Origin of the sequence: Lactococcus sp. LG1074 (assembly GCF_017309525.1) — a bacterium.
GTDB classification, from domain to species: domain Bacteria; phylum Bacillota; class Bacilli; order Lactobacillales; family Streptococcaceae; genus Lactococcus; species Lactococcus petauri.
Window position 1 is genome coordinate 1,160,684 of the sequence record NZ_CP071293.1, and the last position, 22,870, is coordinate 1,183,553.

The following is a 22,870-nucleotide window of genomic DNA, read 5'->3' on the forward strand; positions in this document are numbered from 1 at the left end:
TTGTCGAAGGTTTTTTACATCCTCTTACTTAATACTCATCTGTGCAACCGTAAGAAGAACTGCAGGAACGCGGTATGGTGAACATGATACATAATCCAAACCGATGTTTTGAAGAAAAGCAACGGAGTCTGGATCGCCTCCCACTTCACCACACACCCCAAAACTAATATCCTTATGCCGCGGTTTGACAAGCTCTATTGCTGTTTTCATCAAACTGCCCACGCCTTTCTGATCCAAATGTTGAAAAGGATCATCTTCTAAAATCCCTTTCTCAATGTAGTCTGGCAAAAATTTGACCGAATCATCACGAGAAAAGCCATAGGTCAGCTGTGTCAAGTCATTGGTACCAAAGCTGAAGAACTGTGCCGAAGTCGCAAGCTGGTCGGCCGTCAAGCAGGCTCTTGGAATTTCAAGCATTGCACCGATTTTATATGTCAGTTTCATCTTGTGTTTTTCAAAGACATGTTGAATTTTGTCTTCCAACATCTTTTTAAGATAAGACAATTCTTTTTCTTCAGCAACTAAAGGAATCATAATCTCTGGTTTGACCTGCTTTCCTGTTTTAGCAAGCTCCAAAGCAGCTTCCATTATGGCTTCAACCTGCATTTCATATATTTCAGGATAAGTTATGGCTAAACGACAACCACGATGCCCCAGCATTGGATTGAACTCTTCAAGATCTTTCCCTCTTTGCATGATAAAGTCAACCGTTTGACCGCATGCTTCAGCCACTTGTTCATATTCTTCCTTCGTTTTAGGCATAAATTCGTGAAGCGGCGGATCCAAAAGGCGAATCGTACACGGCATTCCCTCGGTGAGATTCAAAATTTCAGCAAAATCTTTTTTCTGGAATTCTTTGAGTGTTTCAAGCGATTGCTTACGCTGCAGTTGATCTTCTGAGAGAAACATTTTACGCATTTCCAAAATTCGTTCTTTTCCAAAAAACATATGTTCTGTACGCGCCAAGCCAATACCGCTCGCACCAAACTCTAACGCAGCTCTGATATCTTCAACAGTTTCAGCATTTGCTCTGACCTGCAACTTCCCTATGTGAGAGGCCCATTTGAGCACTTTTACTAAAAGATCGAGATCTTGTGCCTTATCAAGTTTAATTTCACCCCGGTAGATTTTTCCTGTTGTACCATCTACTGAGAGTAAATCACCTTCATTTATGGTATGTGTACCATCGTATGCTTGTTTGAGTTTTTCATTAATCGTTAATTGTTCACATCCAACCACGCAGCACACCCCCATACCTCGTGCTACGACAGCCGCATGAGAGGTCATTCCTCCACGAGATGTGACAATGGCCTCACTCACAACCATACCTTCAATATCTTCTGGTGAAGTTTCTGTTCGAAGAAGGATAACTTTTTGTCCCGCCGCGTGTGCGTTTTGCGCATCCTCTGCATGGAAATAAACTCTCCCAGAAGCTGCACCAGGGCTCGCAGGTAATCCTTTTGCTATAGCTTGACTCTCCGCCAACATTTGTTCATCAAACACAGGATGAAGCAGTTGAGTAATCATGGAAGGCGTTAGGCGTTTCAAGCTCTCCTCCTTACTTATTACGCCATCTTCTGCCATTTGAGTCGCAATTTTAAAAGCGGCCTTTGCTGTTCGTTTCCCGTTACGTGTTTGAAGAATGAAGAGTTTTCCCTCTTCTATGGTAAACTCGATATCTTGCATATCTTGATAATGCGCTTCCAACTGATGGCATATTTTTTCAAATTGCAAATAAATCGCGGGTTGGTCTTGTTTCAGCTCTTGTATTGGACGCGGTGTCCGAATCCCTGCAACAACATCTTCACCTTGAGCATTCAGCAAAAATTCGCCAAAAACACCGGCTTCTCCTGTGGCGGGATTACGTGTAAAGGCAACTCCTGTGCCACTATTCCCGCCAGTATTTCCAAACACCATTTCTTGGATATTAACAGCTGTTCCAAGTTTATCGGAGATTTCATGGATACGACGGTAAGTTACAGCGCGCGGATTATTCCAAGAAGTAAATACCGCTTCTACTGCAGCATAAAGCTGTTTAGATGGGTCTTGGGGAAAGTTTTCACCAACCTCTTTCAGATAGATTGTGGTAAATTGTTGGATAATCTCCTTCCAATCTTCCGCTTTCATCTCAATATCTGAGCTGTAACCATGTGCTGCTTTATATTGCGTGAGCGCTTCTTCAAAAATGTTTTTATCCACGCCTTTAACCACATCGCCAAACATTTGAATTAAACGACGGTAACAATCATAAGCAAACACAGGATTCCCAGTCTTGCGGGCAAAAATTTCAACACTCTGATGGTTTAAACCTAAATTCAAAATGGTATCCATCATACCCGGCATTGAAAATTTTGAGCCACTTCTGACCGAAACTAAAAGTGGATTTTCCTCATCTGCAAATTTCTTCCCCGTTTCATTTTCTAGCCTCACAATATGCTCTTTTATTTCCTTAACCAACTCAGACAATAATTTTTTTGAATCCAGATACTCTAAGCAAGCTTCTGTAGTTATGGTAAATCCTCTGGGTACGGGTAAACCAATCCCAGTCATCTCTGCAAGATTTGCTCCCTTTCCTCCCAAGAGAGCCTTTTGTTCTTTTGAACCTTCTGTAAAGTTATAAACCCGTTTTTTTGCTCGTGACATTCGCGTCTCCTTTATATGTGACATACTATTTGGTGAATAAACACATTATATAGTATGTCACATTTATTGTCAAGCGTTTTGTAACCGTATTCTTTTATGGCTTATTTACCTTATATATAGCAGATTTCCTTTTATAAATTGCTTTTAAAAGATAAAACACATATAATATATAGTATGTCTTATTTATTAAGGAGTGGCACTTGAAACTGACAACAAGACAAACTGAAATAATTAATATCGTAAAAGCAGAACAGCCCATAAGTGGTGAAAAAATTGCACAAAATTTAGGTTTAAGTCGTGCAACTTTAAGGAACGACTTGTCTATACTAACCATGACGGGATTACTTGATGCTAAGCCAAAGGTGGGCTATTTCTATACGGGGCAAAAAATGCAGCCTCTTTATATTGAAAGCTGCTACTCAAAAAAAGTAGCAGACGTTATGACTTCGCCCCTGATTGTTGAGCAAAATATGTCTGTTTACGACGCTGCGACAAGTCTTTTTCTCTATGATATTGGCAGTATATATGTCAAAAATGAAAATGGCGATTTAGCTGGCCTTCTTTCTCGGAAAGATCTTCTCCGCTTCGCTATTAGTGGCAACAATCTGGAGAAAACACCCGTTGCTGTCATAATGACACGTATGCCTAATATTCATACTATAACTGCCGACAAGACTTTACTTGAAGCTGGGAATATTCTTTCCCAATACGAGGTTGATAGCTTACCTGTGCTTGAAAAAGTAGACTCGAAAAAAATCATCGGTAAAATATCCATCAAACACATCATGAACGCTTTCATCCAAACAGGAAATGAAATGCAAGGCGAAGATTAAGGGGACAAAATGCAAAATATAAAAATTTATCTCATTACTGACTCTGTCGGTGAAACAGCCAAAAAAATTATTTCTGCTGTTGTGGCACAATTTCCAACTGTTGATTTATCAGATGTTCAGCTTTATCCTTTTACCAATGATAAAGCTTCCCTATTAGAAATTTTGAATGATGCCAAAAAAGAAAATGCACTGGTTGCCATCACTCTCGTTGATAAGTCTTTAGTAGCTTGTGTCAAAAAATTTTCAGATACACATGATTTGGCCTATGTGGACTTTATGTCGCCACTCATGCACCTTATTGAAGAACGCTCAGGGGAGCAACCTACACAAGAGTCCGGCAGTGTTCATCGGTTAAATCAAGCCTATTTTAATCGTGTAGCTGCTATCGAATTTGCGGTAAAATATGACGATGGCAAAGATCCTAAAGGCTTTTTAAATGCCGATATTGTGCTTCTGGGTGTCTCGCGAACTTCAAAAACACCACTGAGTATGTACTTGGCCAACAAAGGTTACAAGGTAGCAAATCTCCCGATCATTCCAGAGGTCGAAGTGGCTAAAGAACTTTATAAAGTTGATCCGCGTAAGATTATCGGCTTAACCAGTACTTCTGAAAGTTTAAGTAATATACGAAGCTACCGAGAACAAACGCTTGGGCTTAAAAAAAAATCCATGTATTCTGATGAAAAGCGTATTCTTGAAGAGTTGGCTTATGCAGATACACTCTTTGAGCAATTGGGCATCGAGACAATTGATGTCAGTAAACGTTCAATTGAAGAAAGCTCAATGCTTATTGAGAATCTTATCCAAAAATAAAAAGCACACAAGTGCTTTTTTTTTTATCTTACAGAAGAGTAAGTTTTTGAATCCTAATTCCCTGATAAAATAAATAAAGAAATAAAAAAACTTTAGAAAAGGACAACACTACATTGACAAAGAAACTTTGGATTATTCCAGCACTCATCTTGTTTATCGCAGGAGGCTACTTTGCCGTTAGTAAAGTTATCTCTTTATTCCACCAGCCTGTTCATGGCATCATTCTTTATAGTTCTGACAAAAAAGAGCTCGAACAAAGCTTAAAAGACAACCAATCTTACATAAAAAACAACATCACTGTGGAAGGAAAATATATCACTGAAACGGATACTTTAGTATTAGATGCTGCTTCTGCTGAGAAATTGATTCAAGCAAAAGCTGTCAACACAGTAAGCAAAAAGGGAGACGAATTTAACTTTAAACATGTTACCTCACTTCCGAAAACTCCTGCTTTATGGACAGCTGATACACAAGTAAACACTATCGAAGATGAAAAAGGGCAACGTTTTACTGCTGCAACAACGGAATATGTTGTCTTAGGTGAATCAAGCATGACGAAAAAAACACTTGTTCTTGACAAAGAAGCCTTCAAAAAGTTCCAAGCTCCTGCCAAATATGTCAGCATGATTGAAGAAAAAAGAGATGCTGCACATGCTTTAACAGAGTACAAAGCCGATAAAGCACAAATTTTTAATTTTAAACAAAAATAAACACAACCAAGGTTGTGTTTTTTATATTGCATCCATATTTAAATAAAAAATAAAATATGAACAAGTTCCTTGTGTTATGCATTAGGTTTAAGTTTTTTCACTAAAAATGTCCCAACACTCCAAAGTAATAATACGATAATAACAAAAAGAATCAATAAGCCAATTGAGCCATTAGCAATCGAGCGGAATAAGGTCAGGCCTCCTGCAGCGTAGACAAAGCCCCAAGCTAAATAGCCTGGAAGGGCTACAAGTGTGTACTTGCTCCATTTCCAATCTAACATGCCAGCCGCAAGCTGTACGACAGTTTGAAAACCAACTGTCAAGAAACTCAAAGGTATAACAGGCCATCCATATTTTTGAAGAGCGAGCATTCCTGCTCGATTTTCTTCGGATTTCTCTGCCTTTTTACCCCATTTTGTCTTCAATATTCCCATATGAATGAGTTTTCCTAGACCAAAGGTCATCTGTGCTCTAAAGAAAACAACAATAAACAAGAACAAGGTGGCTTGCCAGAGGGGCAAACTTGCCACCCAATTCAGCATCTTTTCAACCATCTGTTTCACTCCTCTTATTTTACATAAGCTTAATTATAAAGCTCTCTACTATTGAAACATAATATATTAAAAAGTCAAATTCTTTTGTTTTACATAAAATATAAACTAAAAGACTGCAACTTCTTCTGTAATAAAAAGCAAGTACCTTAGTACTTGCTTTATTTTATTCCTTCCTAAATATTTTTTTGTTTGTTCTTAAGCTTTTTTCTTTTTCTTCTTACCAAGAGCTGCTGCGCCTATTAATCCTAAGCCTAGCATACCTAAGCCAATAGAATCCTTATCACCAGTATGTGGCAATGTGCTCATGTGTTCTGAATTTCTTGATGCTAAAGATGTTGATTCAGATGCGCTTAGTGATACTGAAATTGATTCACTTGACGATACAGATGCTGATTCAGACATTGACGATGAGGTTGAAAGTGAGTCTGAATCACTTAGTGATAGAGATGTTGAGCCACTCTCCGATGCTGATTCTGAAACAGATTCTCTGTTTGAAGTTGATATCGAAGTTGACTCACTCGCTGAGTCACTTGTGGAGTCACGACTTGATTCAGAAGTTGAAGATGAAACAGAGACTGAATCACTTGTGGATACCGACAGAGAATCACTTGTCGAACCAGATTGACTCACTGAATCGCTGAGAGAATCGCGTTCTGAAGCTGAAATCGATGTCGAAAGGCTGGCAGAGTCACTGACGGAATCGCGGTTTGATTCAGAGAGTGATGACGATACAGAGACTGAATCACTTGTCGAAACTGACAGGGAAGCACTTGTCGAAACTGATTGACTCACTAAATCGCTGAGAGAATCGCGTTCTGAAGCTGAAATCGATGTTGAAAGACTGGAAGACTCAGACACTGACTCACGTCCTGAAGCAGACACTGAATCTGATACAGAGACTGAATCACTTGTAGATACGGACAGAGAATCACTTGTCGAAACAGACTGACTCACAGATTCACTGATTGAATTTCGGTTTGAATCAGAGAGAGAGGTCGAATCACTTAAGGAATCAGACGCTGAACCTGATTCTACTGGTTCAGACTGAGAAAGTGAATGTGATACTGAAGTTGACTCGCTCACGGATTGAGAAGCTGAACTTGATGTTGAAGTTGAGCTTGATGTTGAATCAGAACCACGGTCAGAATCTGACTGAGAGACTGACACACTATTTGAACTGCTTTCAGATGAAGACTCTGAGCTTGACTGCTCGCCTGAAACAGATGCTGAAGTTGATTCTGAAACGGAGGTCGAAACAGATACAGAGATCGAATCTGAAACTGAATCACTGAGTGATTCACGTTGCGAGTCAGAAAGTGAATCAGATATGCTATTTGAGCTACTTTCAGATGAAGACTCTGAACTTGAGGCCTTACCTGATTCTGAGGCAGATACTGAATCTGAGACAGATAAGGATGCTGAAGTTGAAACAGAGGTTGAAATAGACTCACTCAGCGAATCACGTTCTGAAGTTGAATGAACGATTGATTCACTTACTGACAAACTATCTGAAGCTGATTCTGAACTTGAAGCTCTACTTGAATCCGATGAGGATGCTGAGGCTGAGAGTGAAGCGGAACTTGAGCCTGATAAAGATCCTGAGACAGATTCACTTAAAGAGTCTCTTTCAGATGCTGAGGTGGATACAGATCCACTCACAGACACACTTTCAGATACTGAGTCCGAGCTTGAAGCTTGCTCTGAACCCGAAATAGAGAGTGACTCAGAGGCTGATGTTGATACTGAATGTGAGGCAGAATCTGAAGCTGAGTTACTTGCAGAGTGAGTATTAGAATTTGAAGCTAATGATTCTGAAGATGACTCTGAAGTAGAGTTACGGTTCGAATTTGATACAGATAGGCTCTCTGAACTTGATGTTGATAAAGATGTCGAAAGTGAATCACTGATTGACACCGATGTCGATACCGAATCAGAAAGAGATTGGCGCTCTGAACTTGATGTTGATATGGAAACAGACACTGAATCACTTTGCGAATGATTTACGGACTCAGATGCAGAGCTTGATTGGCTGCTAGATGCACTCTGTGAACCTGAAAGTGATTGGGAAACACTTATGGATTCTGAAGCTGAAAGTGAGGCAGAACCTGAAGCGGACTGTGAACCAGAGGTTGATTGTGATACCGACTCACTGCTTGATTGAAGTGTTGACATTGAAGCTGAAGTACTTTCTGAGCTTGAAGCATTGCTAGAGTCTGAAAGGGATTCGCTTACGGAACTTGATGATGAGAGACTTTCAGAAGTTGATTCACGACTTGAATCTGAGAGCGATTCAGGAATGGATTCTGAAGCACTCACTGAGTCACGCGCTGAGTCTGAAAGAGAACGACTTTCTGAACTTGACTCAGAGGCTGAACTTGATGTCGAGAGACTCATTGATGTCGAAAGCGATGCAGACTCGGAAGCTGATTGACGGCTAGAATCTGAACTTGAGCTACTCTCTGAACTTGAATCTGAAGCTGATTCACGACTTGAAATAGAAAGTGAAGTACTTTCAGAAGCTGATTCGCTGCTTGAGAGTTTGCTTGATTCACTTACAGAAAGGCTATCTGAATCACGTTCTGAGGCTGATGTTGATGTTGAAGCACTTGATGAATCTGAGAGAGAGTCACGACTTGAAGCTGAAACTGAGAGTGAAACAGATGTCGAATCACTTATTGATTCAGATACAGATTCACTTACAGATACAGAGGCACTCGTTGAAGCACTTGCTGAATCACGCTCTGAGCCCGATGTTGATGTTGAAGCACTCACTGAGTCAGAAACAGATTCACGTGAAGAGTTTGATGTTGAAACTGACTCTGAGGCCGAAATACTATCAGACTGTGAGTGTGAATGACTTACTGAGACTGACGTACTGTTTGATTCACTATTTGAATTCCGATTCGAATCTGACATAGATGTTGAAATGCTCAATGAATCAGATTCTGACCCTGATTCAAGAGGTTCAGAATGAGACAGTGATTGTGACACCGAAGTTGACTCACTCACAGACTGAGAAAGTGATGTTGAGCTAGAATCAGATGAGGAGTCGGATTCGGATTGACGTGATGAATCAGACTGGGAACCAGATAAACTGTTTGAAACACTTTCTGATACGGATTCGGAACTAGAACTGCGTCCTGAGTCCGAAGTTGAGACTGATTCAGAAACAGATTGTGAGCTTGAGCTAGATGCAGAAGCCGAGCTTGACTCACTTTCTGAATCACGGCTAGAGACAGACTGTGAGTCTGAATGACTATTTGAACTGCTTTCAGATACGGATTCGGAACTTGACGCTTTTCCAGACTCTGAGCTTGAGCTGCTTTCTGAGCTTGATGTTGAAGTTGAGTGAGAACCCGATGTGGAGCTTGATTCGCTCATAGAGTTTGTATCAGAGTTAGAAGCCAAAGAATCTGAACTTGAGTCAGAAATTGAATCACGGGTTGAGTCTGAGCTTGAAGTGCTTTCTGAGCTTGAATCATTACGCGAATCAGAAAGTGATTCACTGATTGAGCTTGATGTTGAAAGACTCTCTGAATGAGATTCACGCGCTGAGTCAGATAATGATTGTGAAGCTGATACAGAATCGCTGACCGAATCACGACTTGAGACAGAAAGGGAGCTGCTCTCAGAACTAGAACTACTTCTTGACTCGGATTGTGAAACACTCATCGAGCTTGATGTTGAATTTGATAAAGATTGAGAATCACGACTTGAGTCTGAGAGAGAGCTACTTTCAGAAAGAGATTCTGACAGCGAATCACGGCCTGTGGAGCTATACTATAAAAGTGGACAGAAAATTGTGTGTTATAATCTGTCTATTAAGACACAAAAATGAAAGGACTTTTATGTCAGGTTTTAAACGTTACGACGAGGAATTTAAGCAATCTCTCGTTAATCTCTACCAAACAGGTAAAACTCAATCCGAACTCTGTAAAGACTATGGTGTCTCCCCTTCTGCACTTGCAAAATGGATCAAGCAGTACTCTCAAGTTCGTCTTGAAGATAATACGGTCTTGACTGCTAAACAGATTCAAGAATTACAAAAAAGGAATGCCCAACTCGAAGAAGAAAATCTTATCTTAAAAAAAGCAAGTGCCATATTCATGCAAAACTCCAAGTGAGATTAAAAGCAGTCTATAGACTCCGATTTGAACACACGACAGTTATGCTCTGTCGTGTTTTACATGTCAATCGTTCCACCTACTATAACTTCATAAACAAGAAGCCCTCAAAACGTGAAATAGAAAATCAACGCTTGAGAAAATTACTCCTTGAGATTTATATGAAAGCCAAGAAAAGAATTGGAACGAGAGCTTTTAAAATCATTCTCCTGCGTGATTATGGCGTTAATATTTCTGAGGGGCGTATCTTAAGACTTCTCAAGTCTATGACACTCCCTAAAATGTCAACGATTAAACCTAGAGTTAAATCAAAACACTCTCCTGCATTTTCTTCTGATAATCTCCTTAAACAAGAATTTAATCCTAAGTCCCCGAATCAAGTATGGACAACTGATTTCACTTATATTTCTATAGGACATAGACGGCATGTTTATCTCTGCGCCATCCTTGACCTCTACTCTAGAAAATGTATTGCTTGGAAAGTAAGTGACAGGATTGATGCTAAACTTGCCTGTGACACATTAGGGATGGCTATAAATAAGAGGAAGCCTAAGGAACCAATCATTTTTCATTCGGATCAAGGTAGCCAATTTAAATCAGCTTCCTTTAGAAAAATATTAGATGAGCATCAATTGCTTGCTTCTTACTCCAAACCTGGATATCCTTATGATAATGCTGTCACTGAGGCCTTTTTCAAGTACCTCAAACAACGGGAAATAAACAGAAGAACTTATCACTCCATTCAAGAAGTTCAACTCTCTTGCTTTGAATACATCGAACAGTTTTATAACAACTATAATCCTCATTCCGCAAACAATGGTTTAACTCCAAATCAGAAAGAAGAAAACTATTTTAAGAAAATATAGCTCATTTTGTGTCTAAATATTTGACATTAGTCCAAATACAACAAGATTTTCTCTTTCTTCGCTTCCTTTTTTCCTCCTGACTTATGGTTGTAGGTCAAATAGAAGATAGGTGATTTGAGGCTATGGTTTAAAAATCAAAAAAAGCCCTCGCAATACGAGGACTTGGGAGTTTTATGAAAAATTTTGGAACAAGTAAAGTATAACCCTTTTTTCTTAAATCAAACAAAGAATACTATTTTTTAACCACGATGACATTGCAAGGTGCGTGATTAATAACATAATTTGTGGTTGAGCCTACCAAAAGTCGGTCAAACATATCTGTTCCCGTTGCACCAATGACGATTAAGTCAATATTTTTATCTTCTTCTTCCGCAAAGTTAACAATTCTTAGTTTCGGTTTGCCTGCGATTTCATAAGTTTCATATTCAACTTGTTCGCGGATAATATCTTTGCAGTTTGCTAAAATATCTTGCGCAAGTTGATCCAATCCTGGTGTTTCTACAATACCTTTATGAACAGCACCGTAATATTTATTGATATCTTTTACTGTCAGAACATGTAGTTTTGCATGATTGAGACGAGCAATGCGTATCGCTTCATCTACTGCTTTGTAAGATTGTTCAGATCCGTCCACAGGAACCAAAATATTTTTATAATAGTCAGTCATAATCATTCCTCCTTTTATGTCTTTCTCTACTTCTATTGTACATTTTCTTTCCCTAAAAACGAAATCATTTCCTTAAAAGCAACACTCAACCGAAAAAGGAGTAAAAGAAATACGCCCACAATAGTGAGCGTATTGAAGTGATAAGATAAACATCTTACTGGAATACTTGTATTATATCTCCTTTGTCTTAAGCAATACTAAAATTAAAGCTTTTAAAGAAGTCAATGACAAGCTACTTTTTGTATCTATTTAACGACCAAGACATTGCATGGTGCATGATTTACAACAAACTGTGTGGTTGAACCTAACATGAGTTTATTAATCATCCCTGCCCCAGTTGCGCCAATAACAATCAAATCCATCTTCTTGTCTCCTGCAAATTGGACAATCAAATGTTTGGGCGCACCAACAATTTCATAACTGTCATAAGGTACTTCATCACCGATAATCTCCGCTGCTTTCTTCAAAATATCTTGTGCCATCATATCAATTTCAGGATTTTCGACGATACCAAAACCGGTCATTCCGTAATGATGTTCCATATCCTTAACAGTCAAAACATGAAGTTTTGCATTGTTTCTCTTTGCCAAAGTAATTGCCTCATGTACGGCATTATAAGATTGATCTGAACCATCTAGTGCAACTAAAATATTGTGATATTGTTTTTCCATTATTAGTACCTCCGCTTCATTCTTTCCTTAAGTCTATTATCGCTCTTTCGCTGCAACATTTCAAATATTTCAGTGAAAAGTTAGAACAAATATTTAGGATTACTTTTAAAAGTAGCTTTTTTGTACTTTTAAAAAGAATGTGTTACAATAATTATGGAATTTCGTTATGTACGTTATAGTGTCCTTTCGTCGATATCATATAGAGAAAGGAGAATGCATTATGACATTCACTAACAAAAACAAAAATTTCAAGTATACTGTATCTTTGGATACTTCAAAAGATATTTTTAAAGTATTTTTGGCTAATGATCCAGCGGTTTATGGGCTTGGTCGTACCATTGAAGAAGCAATGCACAACTTGGAAGAATTAGCATAAGGAGCTCATAGCAATGGATGATTATTCCTCGTGATGGTATCTACTTCACACGTTTAAGTAGATGCCTTTTTTTGTACTCAAAAAGCTAATTTTCCTCCCCCAAATATATCCTCAAAGATTTACTTCTTCCCTAAATTATGATTTAATGGCATCATAGATATCTGAATAGAAAAGAGATTGTACACATGATTTCAAAAAATATTCAAAGAGCGATGCTCAAAGCAAACCATGTCGGTGCTGAATCTAAGGGCTTCCCCTATCTGGCCGAATGTTTAAGACAGGAAGGAATTGTAAAAAATATATGGCATCTTCCTTCTGGAGACAGTTTTTATTTTTCGGAAACGGGCTCACTCGTAAACCCAGGAAACCCTTTAATCGGGCGTGTTGGGCCTTGCCCAGATTTTGATCAAATTGCTCTGGTCCAAAACATTCGTGCAAATCAAGCCGGTAAAATTTCCTTCCCTGAATTCTTGGCGTCGCTTTGGAAAGCGGGAGTCATCCGATATGAGGTGGATTTCACTACACGGCAGATGAGTTATTTTGGAGCATTTGACCAAGTTTATCAAGAAAGCTACCCCAGTGTTGCTATTGATGTTTCATCTACCGAATCTTTTCTTCCCTAATTAAAAAGACTTTGAAATATCAAGGTCTTTTTAATTAGGGAGTGTGCAGCGCATGATATATTTTATCTCTTCATAAGATAAACTATTATCACAGAAGTTTTGCTTCTCCTTGCCATTTTTGTTAAAATTCATCTATGTTAAAAATTTATTTTAAAGCATTAATTCAAGCATTGCTTATTTTGGCAGTATGCCTCTTTCTTCTTATTTATATAGGCACAAAAATGCTGGCCTTTATTGCTTAAAAAGTTCTAATCTTCTTTTGCTTATCTTCTTTCTTTTTGATAGAATTAAGGAATGGTTAAAATTTTATTTACCTCAATTATTAAAGTAGCAATTGCACTTTTCATCATTATTTCTTTTGGAATGATGATGTTCACTTCTCTCTTACCTATCATGTAAGCAATAAAAAGTACCGGAAAATGACCGGTACTTTTTTAGTCGGAAAAGGGTTCAACATGGACGTCGACATCAAAAACTTCAAACTTTTCGGACAGCTGCTGCTCTATTTCTTCAGTAATCAAGTGACTTTCCGCAACCGAAAGTTGAGCATCCACATAGATGACGATGTCTAGAAAAATATTGGCACCATAAGTTCTTCCTCTAAGAAAAGGGACACCTCTCACACCAGGAATTTCTAAAATATAATTCTTATACTTTTCCAAATCTTCTTCAGGAAAACCATCCGATAACGTAAAACTACTCTCTCTGAAAATATCAATAGCCGTTTTGATAATAATAATACCAATAATAAAAGCAGCTATCGTGTCTAAAATATAAAAGTGAAGATAAGAAGCGGCGATTGCTACAGCCGCACCAATTGATGTATAAGCATCACTTAAATTATCCTTTGCTGCTGCCATCAAGGCTTGCGAATTAACTTTTTTCGCTAATCTGCTGTTATAGATATACACAGCCACCATGATCAAAGCAGAGCCGATACCGACTAACGCAGATAAGGGATTTGGTGGTGTAAAAGAATTATTTACAATCTTTTCAAAAGAAGAATATAAAACTTCGAGCCCAACCATAAGCATGATAAAAGACGTAATCATGCTCGCAATATTCTCAAATTTCCAATGCCCATAACGATGATCATCATCCTTTGGTTTTCGGGCAAGTTTCAGTCCTATAAGTACGGAAATTGAGGCAATCACATCTGTAAAGTTGTTCAAGCCATCCGCACGCAAGGCCTCCGAGTTTGCAAATATTCCCATAAATATCTTTGTAAAGGCTAAAATGATATATGCTGAAATACTAATCCACGCGCCTTTTTCAGCGATTTTCAGTTCTTTGTATCTCTTATTTTCCATATCCTTCTCCTTCTGAAAAAAAGTAACCTTTCTATTGTATCATCGACGATTGTAAAAACAAAATAAAATGTTGTTTTTATTTAATCAAGCGAAATTAGAACATTATTGTTTGAATTGCTCCTCTATTTCTACTTTTCTTCTATTAAATGACTTTCTTACAGTAAAAGAAAGCGTACTCTTTTCATCTATGGTATACTATAATTAGGAGATTAATTTATGAAAAAAATTATATTAGCATTTATTCCACTACTTTTACTTGTTGGTTGCGGAGCGGATAAAAAAGAGAACACTGCCAATTTTGCTCAAGATAAGCAGTCAAGTACTCACACTTCCTCCTCAACATCTGCCCCTAGTTCTTCTCAGGATACTGTCGCATCAAGTGAACAGCCAAAAAGTTATCCTGTAGCTTTAGAACAGTTTTCCAAAGGAGACTATTCAAACTTTCATGGACTCTATAAAAACAGCAGCAACGATATTCTAATTATCACAAAAGACCATATTGAATATTATTCTCATACCGGAAAAGATATTGGCTCTGTCATTATCAATGAAAGTACTTTTAAATCTAAGACTGAAAATCAACCCTTTAACCAAATTTATCTTTTTAATCAAGGACAAGTAGAGATCAACTTTAATGCAACAGCAGATAAGATTGAAGCAATTCAGATTACAGATAATGCTGGTACTTCTTCTGATTTTACTTTAGCAGCCCAACTTGACAGCAATAATTTTACTAAGGATACTGTACTTAATTATTTTAAAAGCTATCTTTCCAATCCAGAGGATTTTTATTTTGATGCTGTGAACACGCAAGATTCTTTTGTAATCCAAGTTTTTTCAAAAGAAATGCGAGCAAATGGTGGAAGCGGAACCGTTGGTTTATACAAAGTTTTACCTGATGGCACCATTTACCTTGTTACTTATGACGTAGCAACAAATACGTATCCCAAGGCCGAATAACCCCTTGTCGAATTATTTCTATATTATAAATTCAAAAAATCTACGTTATATATACGTAGATTTTTTTATAAGTATATTTTCTAGATTTTATTCAGTGCTTTTTGAGGAACATCTTGCTTCTGGACTTCTTCCCAGCTCGTGACTCCCTTCTTATCGTTATATACGAGTCTTAAATAAGCATCGTGTCTAAGATTATGATCTCCAGTGAAGTGGAGCTATACTATAAAAGTGGACAGAAAATTGTGTGTTATAATCTGTCTATTAAGACACAAAAATGAAAGGACTTTTATGTCAGGTTTTAAACGTTACGACGAGGAATTTAAGCAATCTCTCGTTAATCTCTACCAAACAGGTAAAACTCAATCCGAACTCTGTAAAGACTATGGTGTCTCCCCTTCTGCACTTGCAAAATGGATCAAGCAGTACTCTCAAGTTCGTCTTGAAGATAATACGGTCTTGACTGCTAAACAGATTCAAGAATTACAAAAAAGGAATGCCCAACTCGAAGAAGAAAATCTTATCTTAAAAAAAGCAAGTGCCATATTCATGCAAAACTCCAAGTGAGATTAAAAGCAGTCTATAGACTCCGATTTGAACACACGACAGTTATGCTCTGTCGTGTTTTACATGTCAATCGTTCCACCTACTATAACTTCATAAACAAGAAGCCCTCAAAACGTGAAATAGAAAATCAACGCTTGAGAAAATTACTCCTTGAGATTTATATGAAAGCCAAGAAAAGAATTGGAACGAGAGCTTTTAAAATCATTCTCCTGCGTGATTATGGCGTTAATATTTCTGAGGGGCGTATCTTAAGACTTCTCAAGTCTATGACACTCCCTAAAATGTCAACGATTAAACCTAGAGTTAAATCAAAACACTCTCCTGCATTTTCTTCTGATAATCTCCTTAAACAAGAATTTAATCCTAAGTCCCCGAATCAAGTATGGACAACTGATTTCACTTATATTTCTATAGGACATAGACGGCATGTTTATCTCTGCGCCATCCTTGACCTCTACTCTAGAAAATGTATTGCTTGGAAAGTAAGTGACAGGATTGATGCTAAACTTGCCTGTGACACATTAGGGATGGCTATAAATAAGAGGAAGCCTAAGGAACCAATCATTTTTCATTCGGATCAAGGTAGCCAATTTAAATCAGCTTCCTTTAGAAAAATATTAGATGAGCATCAATTGCTTGCTTCTTACTCCAAACCTGGATATCCTTATGATAATGCTGTCACTGAGGCCTTTTTCAAGTACCTCAAACAACAGGAAATAAACAGAAGAACTTATCACTCCATTCAAGAAGTTCAACTCTCTTGCTTTGAATACATCGAACAGTTTTATAACAACTATAATCCTCATTCCGCAAACAATGGTTTAACTCCAAATCAGAAAGAAGAAAACTATTTTAAGAAAATATAGCTCATTTTGTGTCTAAATATTTGACATTAGTCCATAACCTCCACCGACAACAATCAATACAAGTGCCACAATTCCCACTAATACTTTTTTCATATTTCATACCTCATTTATTTTTCTTCTATAAAACTATTTTACTGTTATTTTTACTGTTATAACTTACATTTTCTTAAGAAAGTAATTTTCACTCTTCATTAAATGTGAAAAATCCACTATTCCTCAAGCTTATTTAGTGCTGTTCGAGGGATTTCATACTCTTGCCTTGTTTTCCAGCTGTTTGCATCCTTTTTATTGGCCGCATGAATTTCCAGATAAGTTCCCACATGTATTTGATGATCTGTTTTAAGATGAAGCTCTCTAACATCTCCTCTAGAACTGACTCCCCTTACCGTATAATTATATTGACCGTCTAAAGTCCCATCCGTGTTCTTAAGTATTTTCGTATTTACCTTCCCTTGCACATGGGCAAAGTAAATCGTTTGTGTATAGCTAATATTTTTCCAAAAAAAGCCAATATCTAAAATTAAGAGCACGCCTAAAAAACCAAACAATATTTTTTTCATTTTATTTTTCCATTCAACACACAACATTAAGTTGTTAGCATTATTTTACTCCGAATTTGTCTAAAATATTCTTACATTATTGTAATAATCAAGCTTGAGTCTTCTTAATATTTGGACTGCGTTAACTCTTTCTTATTCTGAGCTTTATTGGAACAGGGCGAATTCGCCCTCCCAAACTCCTGATTTTATTTAAGATTCTGTCATTATTTCTTCTATATAATTAGCCCTCTTTAGTGTCTTTATTTTAGAAAATATTTTTTAAAAATTATCAAAAATATGCAACTTTAGTTGTATAAAAAATTGCATAATCAGTGTTTTTTATCTATAATACAGGTATAAAAGCCCCAAATTAAATAGACAGAAAATATATTTCTTTTTATCTAGAAGAAAAAATTTTTATTCACTTTAACTTCAGGGCCACTACACTTAGAGGAGTAAGCATTCTTGATAAAGAATTCCAAAAAAGCAATCACTAAAAAAAATTTTCTATATGAAGCACTATTTGTAGTAGCCTTTCTCTTGAGTTCTTTTTGGCTTTTCAGTGCTATTCGTTCAGAAAATTTTTCTTTAGAGCAAATTTATTCAAAAAATGGAGCTTATATCTTCATCCTTAGTTTAATAGCATTGATCGTATCTTATCTGAATCGCGATAAATTAAAAGATTGGTTATCATCTGTTATAAGATTTTTAGGTAACAATATTGTCGCAGTATTTGGGATTATGGTTCTCTTTCAAATAGTTACCCTTTTATTTGCTTCTGGACTCTCAGGATACGATGTTTATGGAGTCTATCATGCTGCTATGGGCGATATAAATTCTCAGAAGTGGATCTATCTGCAGAACTATCCTAATAACTTTTTACTTTTCTTATTTATGAGAGTTGTTCATAGTCTAACTCTTTTACAAATTTTAAATATCATCGCAATAGATTTTTCTATAGCAATGTCATATTTTACAGCAAAGCATCTTTTCGATAAACAAACCGCTCGATACAGTATCTTACTTTTTATAGCAACACTCGGTTTTAGTCCTTGGTTTTTAAACACATACAGTGATACTTTTGTGTTACCCTTTGTCAGTTTAGGTATCTTCTTTTTGACACAATGGAGTCAAGACAATATTTCCGCTCACTACAGACTTATATCTTTACTCTCTGCTGGTTTTTTCAGCTCCATAGCTTACTATCTGAAGCCCTCTGCAATTATTTTTGTGATAGCATACTTTTTAATTTCTATGCTTAAGCTAAGAAAACTCAAACCTTTCTTTATCTCCTTTTTAGTCTTTATTATTGGTGCTTTAGTGTTTGCAATGCCTTTTACACTTTATAAAAACAATCAAAACTATGTTCAATTTGATAAAAATAAAGCGTTTCCTATGACTCATTTTTTGATGTTAGGTATCTCTAAAAATGGCATGTATAATGTACCTGACGTGCGACTTACCAGATCAGCCAAAACTGCTAAGGAAAAGAAAGAGGTAAATATTGAGGTCTTCAAGCAAAGACTAAAAGAATTAGGAACTCTAGGATATGTCAAATTCCTATATGGAAAGTATTGTAAAACTGTCCGTGATGGTGCCTATGCTTGGGGCGCAGACGGTGCAGGTAAAACTGGTTTTCTTGTCACACCTAATCTCAATCCAAGCGAAAAACTCTCACCTTTTATTCATTCAAACTTCGGAAAGTTTTTAAGAAGCTTTATTTATACTGATAGCAATGGTAAAGGTTATGCCAATGGAAAAAATACTTTTTTCTACAGATTCTTTGCTCAAATCATCTATATTATTATGATTTTTGGGATTTTACTTTCAACTTTAAAATCAAAATATGATTTTAAAGTTATGTGGTTACTCTTATCTATGATTGGGCTTATGCTCTTCTTGCTTCTCTTTGAAGGTGGGAGAAGTCGCTATCTTATTCAAGCCTTGCCTGTATTCGTTATCTTAGCAGCTTATGGCTATCATTCAAAATTTGCCTCTCAAGATTTAAAGAACGGATAAAAAAGCAAACAAAACTCCTACGGTGTAGGAGTTTTATTTATAAAGTTTTAACACACAATCTTGCAAAGTTTTTTTGTTAAAATATAAATTACAATAAAAGGAGTTATTCTATGTTTTCATTCACTATCCCTAGCGCTTCTCTTCAAGAAATAATTTTTCTAAGTATCTGGTATGGCTTTATTTCAGGCATGATTTCTGGAATGGTTAAGATTAGTTGGGAAGCAATTCTACCACCAAGAACTTCTGAAAGAAATGCCACGAATCCACCCCAGCGTATGTTGGAGCAATTTGGAGTACCCTCTTCACTTACGCATGCTTATGTTTTATATTCACGTGATCAAAAAGTATATTGGTTTTCTTTAATCTTACATTTTAGTTTTTCCATATTCTTTGCTTCATTATTTATTTTTATTGCACAATATTGGCCCTGCATTGCCCTTTGGCAAGGAGCTGCTTATGGAATCATCATCTGGTTCATCTGGCACATCGTTTTATTGCCTGTTATGAAAACCATTCCTGCACCTTGGAAACAGCCGTTTGCTGAACACTTCTCAGAGTTCTTTGGACATATCGTTTGGGCCTGGTCGATTGCTGCCTGTCTTTATTATTTAATATCAAAAGATAGCAGTGGAATTTTAACGAACATTTAAGTAAATTAAATTTGTGTTTTAAGTTTATTGTGCTACAATAAAAATAGAATTTCGTTATATTCGTTATAGTGTCCTTTCGAATAGAAACAAGAAAGGGGAATGCATATGACATTCACTAATAACACTAAAAACTTCAAATACACAGTATCTCTAGATACTTCAACGAATTTATTTAAAGCTTCTCTGGTAGACCCTACTTCTTCATTAAGTAGTATCGGCAACACCATTGAAGAAGCCGTGTATAATTTAGAAACGATAGCATAACTGACAGCGCCTATTTGAATGGGCGCTTTTTTTGTATGAAAAAACCGCTCAATAAAGCGGTTTTCTAGTCTATAAGAATCTATATAAACTGGTATATGGAGGCGAGGGGAGTTGAACCCCTGTCCAGACACCTTGCTACATCAACGTCTACAACCATAGGACTTTCTCTAGTTTAACAAATTTCCAAAGCCAGTCTCAAACAGCAGAAATTTGCGGTGCTTTAAAATCTCTTTTTTTATGTAAAGCCACCATAAAAACGTATCCGACTGAGGTTTAGAGCTTCAGGCCGCCATCGGCGAACGATCATCAGCTACGCAAGCTGGTGTTTAGGCAGCTAGTGCGTAAGAAGTGTTATTTTTAGCAGTTATATTTATCTGCGATGGATTTAGGTGACATCACCACCAGTTGCAGTTCATGCGCGACAATGCCTGTCGAATCCGTAACGCCCCCGTTACGGTGGAATAACTTCCAGACATTAATTATAGCACAAGTCACCTAATATTTCACGCGCAATGGTCGTACTAAAATGGCCATAATCGAAAGGACTATAATGCCAACACAAATGCCAACAGTGACTAAATTAACTTGGCCTGGCGCATTTAACACGTTGATTGGAGAAAGCAAACTGAGGGGCAACCATTCGGAAATATCACTCAGTGTCTGAATGATCGAACTCACTACCATCAGTACAATTGTAGAAACAACTGCTAGAAACGCCTTCCGTGTCCAAACAGTAACAGCACTGCCAAATATGACCAAGGTAAGTAGAGCTAGGTTTTGAACCAAACTCGACGAGAGTACCCTGCTCAACTCAATTTCAGGAAAGAAAACCCAGGTTACATATGTGGCACTTGCCACACCTACCAAGTTACTCACTAGAGTGACTAAAAAGGCAAGGAAAAGCTTAGGCGTCCATAGGATAATCGAATTTCGGGCTACGGTTGAATAATAAAGCCCGAGTGAACTCTCCTTTTTCAACTTAAAAGTATCCGCAGTAAAGTAAACCAAAACAAAAAGGCCAATCTGAGAAATATTACTAAAATACGACTCCATCAAAGCTTTCCAATTGGGGTCTGGCATGAGAATAATCGTCCCTTCTGTCCCTCCAAAAGTTGCAAGAAATTCCTTCATATAATAAATCAAAACGGGTGAGGTAATGCCAAAAAAAGCAAATAAAAAGAAAAGAATGAGGAGACGGCTATTGCGCCACCACATTTTCATTTCCAAAAGAATTAATCTTCTCACTGTTCTCCTCCTGTAATTGCACGCTCAAAAGCCATCTCAAGACTGTTGCTTGTAGCACGATAAGTACTTATTTTTTGCCCAATATCCGGGAAAATTTGTAACAGTTTCTCTGTATATTCACTCTTAATCATCAATTTCCCCGTAATTTCAGGATAGAATTCAATATCATTTACCTGAAGAATATCCATGACTTCCTGTTTGACTTGCTCACTTTTAATCTCTAGTTCTGCAAACTCGTCCAACTGGCTGCTTTCAATGAACTGATAAAGTGTGCCTTGAAAAATAAGTTCGCCATGATTTAAAACAAGGAGGCGATCGGCAATGTTTTCAATATCTGCGAGAAGATGACTGGAAACAACCACCGTTTTTTCCTGTGATACTTTAGTAATCAGTTGCAAAATCTCAATGCGACCAATAGGATCTAGAGCACTTGTTGGTTCGTCTAGAAATATCAAAATTGGATCAAGTAAGAGCGCGACTGCAATTCCCAAACGTTGCTTCATCCCCCGTGAATAGCCACCAACTTTCTTATTGGGATACTCTGACAAACCGACTTTTTCGAGGGTTGCCTCAATTTGTTGAGGCTCTTCTGCTTTTTCGTTCAAGGCGCAACTTTGTTGTAATACCTCTGTTGCGGTAAGGTAGGCAGGAAATTCAGGTGTGTCCGGACAATAGGCCAAAGCTTGATTAGCAAGCTTAATTTCACCCTGACTCGCTTTATGTTGTCCTAAAATCGCATGAATTAAGGTTGTCTTTCCTGCACCATTAGGGCCAATCAAGCCAATGATACCTGGATCTGCACTGATTGAGCACGTCACGTTTTTTAAAGCATCAAAATTGCCGAAAGAAACCGTCAAGTCTTCTATTTCAATGATTTTATTCATATGTGTCCCTTCCTACAATAAAATAAAGAATTCCGCCTAAGGGAATCGAAATGATACAGACAAGGGCCCAAGCCCATTTTGGCAGGTGTTTAACATGCGCACTTTTAAAAATACTGTAAAAGCAAGCCCCTAAATAGAGACAAGCCAGTAGAATCAATGGAACAATGATACGGATATCCATTTTGTACACTCCATTCTTTACCTTTTAAAATTCATCTTCATCAATTTTTTGAATTTCACGCAATTGTGTTGTTAAGTGTTGATCAGATGCGTATTCTGCTAAAAGCTCATCGATCAACTGGTTGCGCACCACATAATTAGAAAAAAGATGCAACTTCTCCTCATAGCCTTCTAATACTTTTTCTGTCCGCTTAATATTATCATATACAGCTTGACGACTAACATTAAATTCCTCAGCAATCTCAGCTAAGCTATAATTATCCGCATAGTAAAGTTCAATATAATTCATCTGTTTGTCCGTCAAAAGTGTCGCATAGAACTCAAACAAGGTGTTCATACGATTTGTTTTTTCGATTTCCATAATTTCCTAATATTCTAAGAAAACAACTGATTTTTTAATCTTTGTTTTCATCCTTATTCATAACTTAATTGTCCGTTATCTTTTATAATTTTATCATAATTATCGTTATAATCATAAGGACATCTTTCCAGATTTTAGGCTTTGTTTT

General features: G+C 37.2%; 20 protein-coding genes, 1 other RNA gene and 3 pseudogenes. 11 read left to right on the top strand and 13 right to left on the bottom strand.

Annotated features, from left to right (window positions below; translation table 11 throughout):
• Positions 1-24: 24 nt before the first annotated feature.
• Entirely contained in the window at positions 25-2,643 is a 2,619-nt protein-coding gene (ppdK, locus tag J0J36_RS05770; protein WP_019291731.1) for a pyruvate, phosphate dikinase, read from the bottom strand.
• Between the two features lie 200 nt (positions 2,644-2,843).
• Between ppdK and J0J36_RS05775 the strand changes: the two genes are divergently transcribed.
• From J0J36_RS05775 to J0J36_RS05785, 3 genes are all read left to right on the top strand, one after another.
• On the top strand, positions 2,844-3,476 hold the full coding sequence (locus J0J36_RS05775; protein WP_019291732.1) for a helix-turn-helix transcriptional regulator: 633 nt from the start codon (positions 2,844-2,846) through the stop codon (positions 3,474-3,476).
• A 9-nt stretch (positions 3,477-3,485) separates the two neighbouring features.
• Entirely contained in the window at positions 3,486-4,289 is an 804-nt protein-coding gene (locus J0J36_RS05780; protein ID WP_019291733.1) for a pyruvate, water dikinase regulatory protein, read from the top strand.
• A gap of 113 nt (positions 4,290-4,402) precedes the next feature.
• The gene (locus J0J36_RS05785) at positions 4,403-4,999 is read left to right on the top strand and encodes a lipoprotein BA_5634 family protein (protein WP_019335899.1); all 597 of its coding nucleotides are present in this window, start codon (positions 4,403-4,405) and stop codon (positions 4,997-4,999) included.
• Positions 5,000-5,073: 74 nt separating this feature from the next.
• On the opposite strand, the gene J0J36_RS05790 is transcribed toward J0J36_RS05785, so the two are convergent.
• The gene (locus J0J36_RS05790) at positions 5,074-5,553 is read right to left on the bottom strand and encodes a VTT domain-containing protein (RefSeq protein ID WP_004257007.1); all 480 of its coding nucleotides are present in this window, start codon (positions 5,551-5,553) and stop codon (positions 5,074-5,076) included.
• Between the two features lie 195 nt (positions 5,554-5,748).
• A complete protein-coding gene (locus J0J36_RS05795) occupies positions 5,749-9,225 on the bottom strand; it encodes an LPXTG cell wall anchor domain-containing protein (RefSeq protein WP_242520590.1) in 3,477 nt (1,158 codons plus the stop codon).
• A gap of 176 nt (positions 9,226-9,401) precedes the next feature.
• Between J0J36_RS05795 and J0J36_RS05800 the strand changes: the two are divergent.
• Positions 9,402-10,559, top strand: a pseudogene (locus J0J36_RS05800) (IS3 family transposase).
• 216 nt (positions 10,560-10,775) lie between these two features.
• Here J0J36_RS05800 and J0J36_RS05805 read toward each other — a convergent pair.
• Positions 10,776-11,210, bottom strand: coding sequence for a universal stress protein (locus tag J0J36_RS05805; RefSeq protein ID WP_004256982.1), 435 nt, complete (start codon positions 11,208-11,210; stop codon positions 10,776-10,778).
• Between the two features lie 245 nt (positions 11,211-11,455).
• Positions 11,456-11,881: a universal stress protein gene (locus tag J0J36_RS05810; protein ID WP_153924942.1), complete on the bottom strand. Its 426-nt coding sequence runs from the start codon at positions 11,879-11,881 to the stop codon at positions 11,456-11,458.
• A gap of 220 nt (positions 11,882-12,101) precedes the next feature.
• Here J0J36_RS05810 and J0J36_RS05815 point away from each other — a divergent pair, with 220 nt between their 5' ends.
• Entirely contained in the window at positions 12,102-12,257 is a 156-nt protein-coding gene (locus J0J36_RS05815) for a hypothetical protein (RefSeq protein ID WP_016170924.1), read from the top strand.
• 185 nt (positions 12,258-12,442) lie between these two features.
• Complete coding sequence (locus J0J36_RS05820; protein WP_019292578.1) at positions 12,443-12,880, top strand: DUF1398 family protein; 438 nt, start codon at positions 12,443-12,445, stop codon at positions 12,878-12,880.
• Positions 12,881-13,314: 434 nt separating this feature from the next.
• Here J0J36_RS05820 and J0J36_RS05825 read toward each other — a convergent pair whose 3' ends face one another.
• Positions 13,315-14,190 carry a cation diffusion facilitator family transporter gene (locus J0J36_RS05825; RefSeq protein ID WP_019292579.1) on the bottom strand — a complete coding sequence of 292 codons (876 nt, stop codon included), beginning with the start codon at positions 14,188-14,190 and terminating at the stop codon, positions 13,315-13,317.
• A 216-nt stretch (positions 14,191-14,406) separates the two neighbouring features.
• Between J0J36_RS05825 and J0J36_RS05830 the strand changes: the two genes are divergently transcribed.
• Entirely contained in the window at positions 14,407-15,150 is a 744-nt protein-coding gene (locus J0J36_RS05830) for a hypothetical protein (RefSeq protein ID WP_019292580.1), read from the top strand.
• An 80-nt stretch (positions 15,151-15,230) separates the two neighbouring features.
• Here the strand turns inward: J0J36_RS05830 and J0J36_RS05835 are convergent.
• A pseudogene (locus tag J0J36_RS05835) lies at positions 15,231-15,365 on the bottom strand (YxeA family protein); the annotation flags it as partial.
• A 73-nt stretch (positions 15,366-15,438) separates the two neighbouring features.
• Between J0J36_RS05835 and J0J36_RS05840 the strand changes: the two are divergent.
• Positions 15,439-16,596: pseudogene (locus tag J0J36_RS05840) on the top strand (IS3 family transposase).
• A 193-nt stretch (positions 16,597-16,789) separates the two neighbouring features.
• Here the strand turns inward: J0J36_RS05840 and J0J36_RS05845 are convergent.
• Positions 16,790-17,140 carry a YxeA family protein gene (locus J0J36_RS05845; protein ID WP_019292335.1) on the bottom strand — a complete coding sequence of 117 codons (351 nt, stop codon included), beginning with the start codon at positions 17,138-17,140 and terminating at the stop codon, positions 16,790-16,792.
• Between the two features lie 444 nt (positions 17,141-17,584).
• Here J0J36_RS05845 and J0J36_RS05850 point away from each other — a divergent pair, with 444 nt between their 5' ends.
• The 3 genes from J0J36_RS05850 to J0J36_RS05860 all read left to right on the top strand — a co-directional run bounded on the left by J0J36_RS05850 (position 17,585) and on the right by J0J36_RS05860 (position 20,052).
• Positions 17,585-19,138, top strand: coding sequence for a glycosyltransferase family 39 protein (locus tag J0J36_RS05850; RefSeq protein ID WP_040087534.1), 1,554 nt, complete (start codon positions 17,585-17,587; stop codon positions 19,136-19,138).
• A gap of 110 nt (positions 19,139-19,248) precedes the next feature.
• Positions 19,249-19,788 carry a DUF1440 domain-containing protein gene (locus tag J0J36_RS05855; protein WP_206886694.1) on the top strand — a complete coding sequence of 180 codons (540 nt, stop codon included), beginning with the start codon at positions 19,249-19,251 and terminating at the stop codon, positions 19,786-19,788.
• 105 nt (positions 19,789-19,893) lie between these two features.
• Complete coding sequence (locus tag J0J36_RS05860) at positions 19,894-20,052, top strand: hypothetical protein (protein ID WP_165706996.1); 159 nt, start codon at positions 19,894-19,896, stop codon at positions 20,050-20,052.
• Positions 20,053-20,145: 93 nt separating this feature from the next.
• On the opposite strand, the gene ssrA is transcribed toward J0J36_RS05860, so the two are convergent.
• From ssrA to J0J36_RS05885, 5 genes are all read right to left on the bottom strand, one after another.
• Positions 20,146-20,502, bottom strand: a transfer-messenger RNA (tmRNA) gene (gene ssrA / locus J0J36_RS05865).
• A gap of 45 nt (positions 20,503-20,547) precedes the next feature.
• Complete coding sequence (locus tag J0J36_RS05870; protein ID WP_019292338.1) at positions 20,548-21,297, bottom strand: hypothetical protein; 750 nt, start codon at positions 21,295-21,297, stop codon at positions 20,548-20,550.
• Positions 21,294-22,181, bottom strand: a complete 888-nt coding sequence (locus J0J36_RS05875; protein WP_019292339.1) for an ABC transporter ATP-binding protein — start codon at positions 22,179-22,181, stop codon at positions 21,294-21,296. The genes J0J36_RS05870 and J0J36_RS05875 overlap by 4 nt, the downstream gene beginning before the upstream one ends.
• Positions 22,174-22,362 (bottom strand): PLDc N-terminal domain-containing protein, encoded by a 189-nt coding sequence (locus tag J0J36_RS05880; protein WP_017370945.1) that lies wholly within the window; start codon positions 22,360-22,362, stop codon positions 22,174-22,176. The genes J0J36_RS05875 and J0J36_RS05880 overlap by 8 nt, the downstream gene beginning before the upstream one ends.
• A gap of 24 nt (positions 22,363-22,386) precedes the next feature.
• Positions 22,387-22,722, bottom strand: a complete 336-nt coding sequence (locus J0J36_RS05885; protein WP_004256834.1) for a putative DNA-binding protein — start codon at positions 22,720-22,722, stop codon at positions 22,387-22,389.
• Positions 22,723-22,870: the final 148 nt, after the last annotated feature.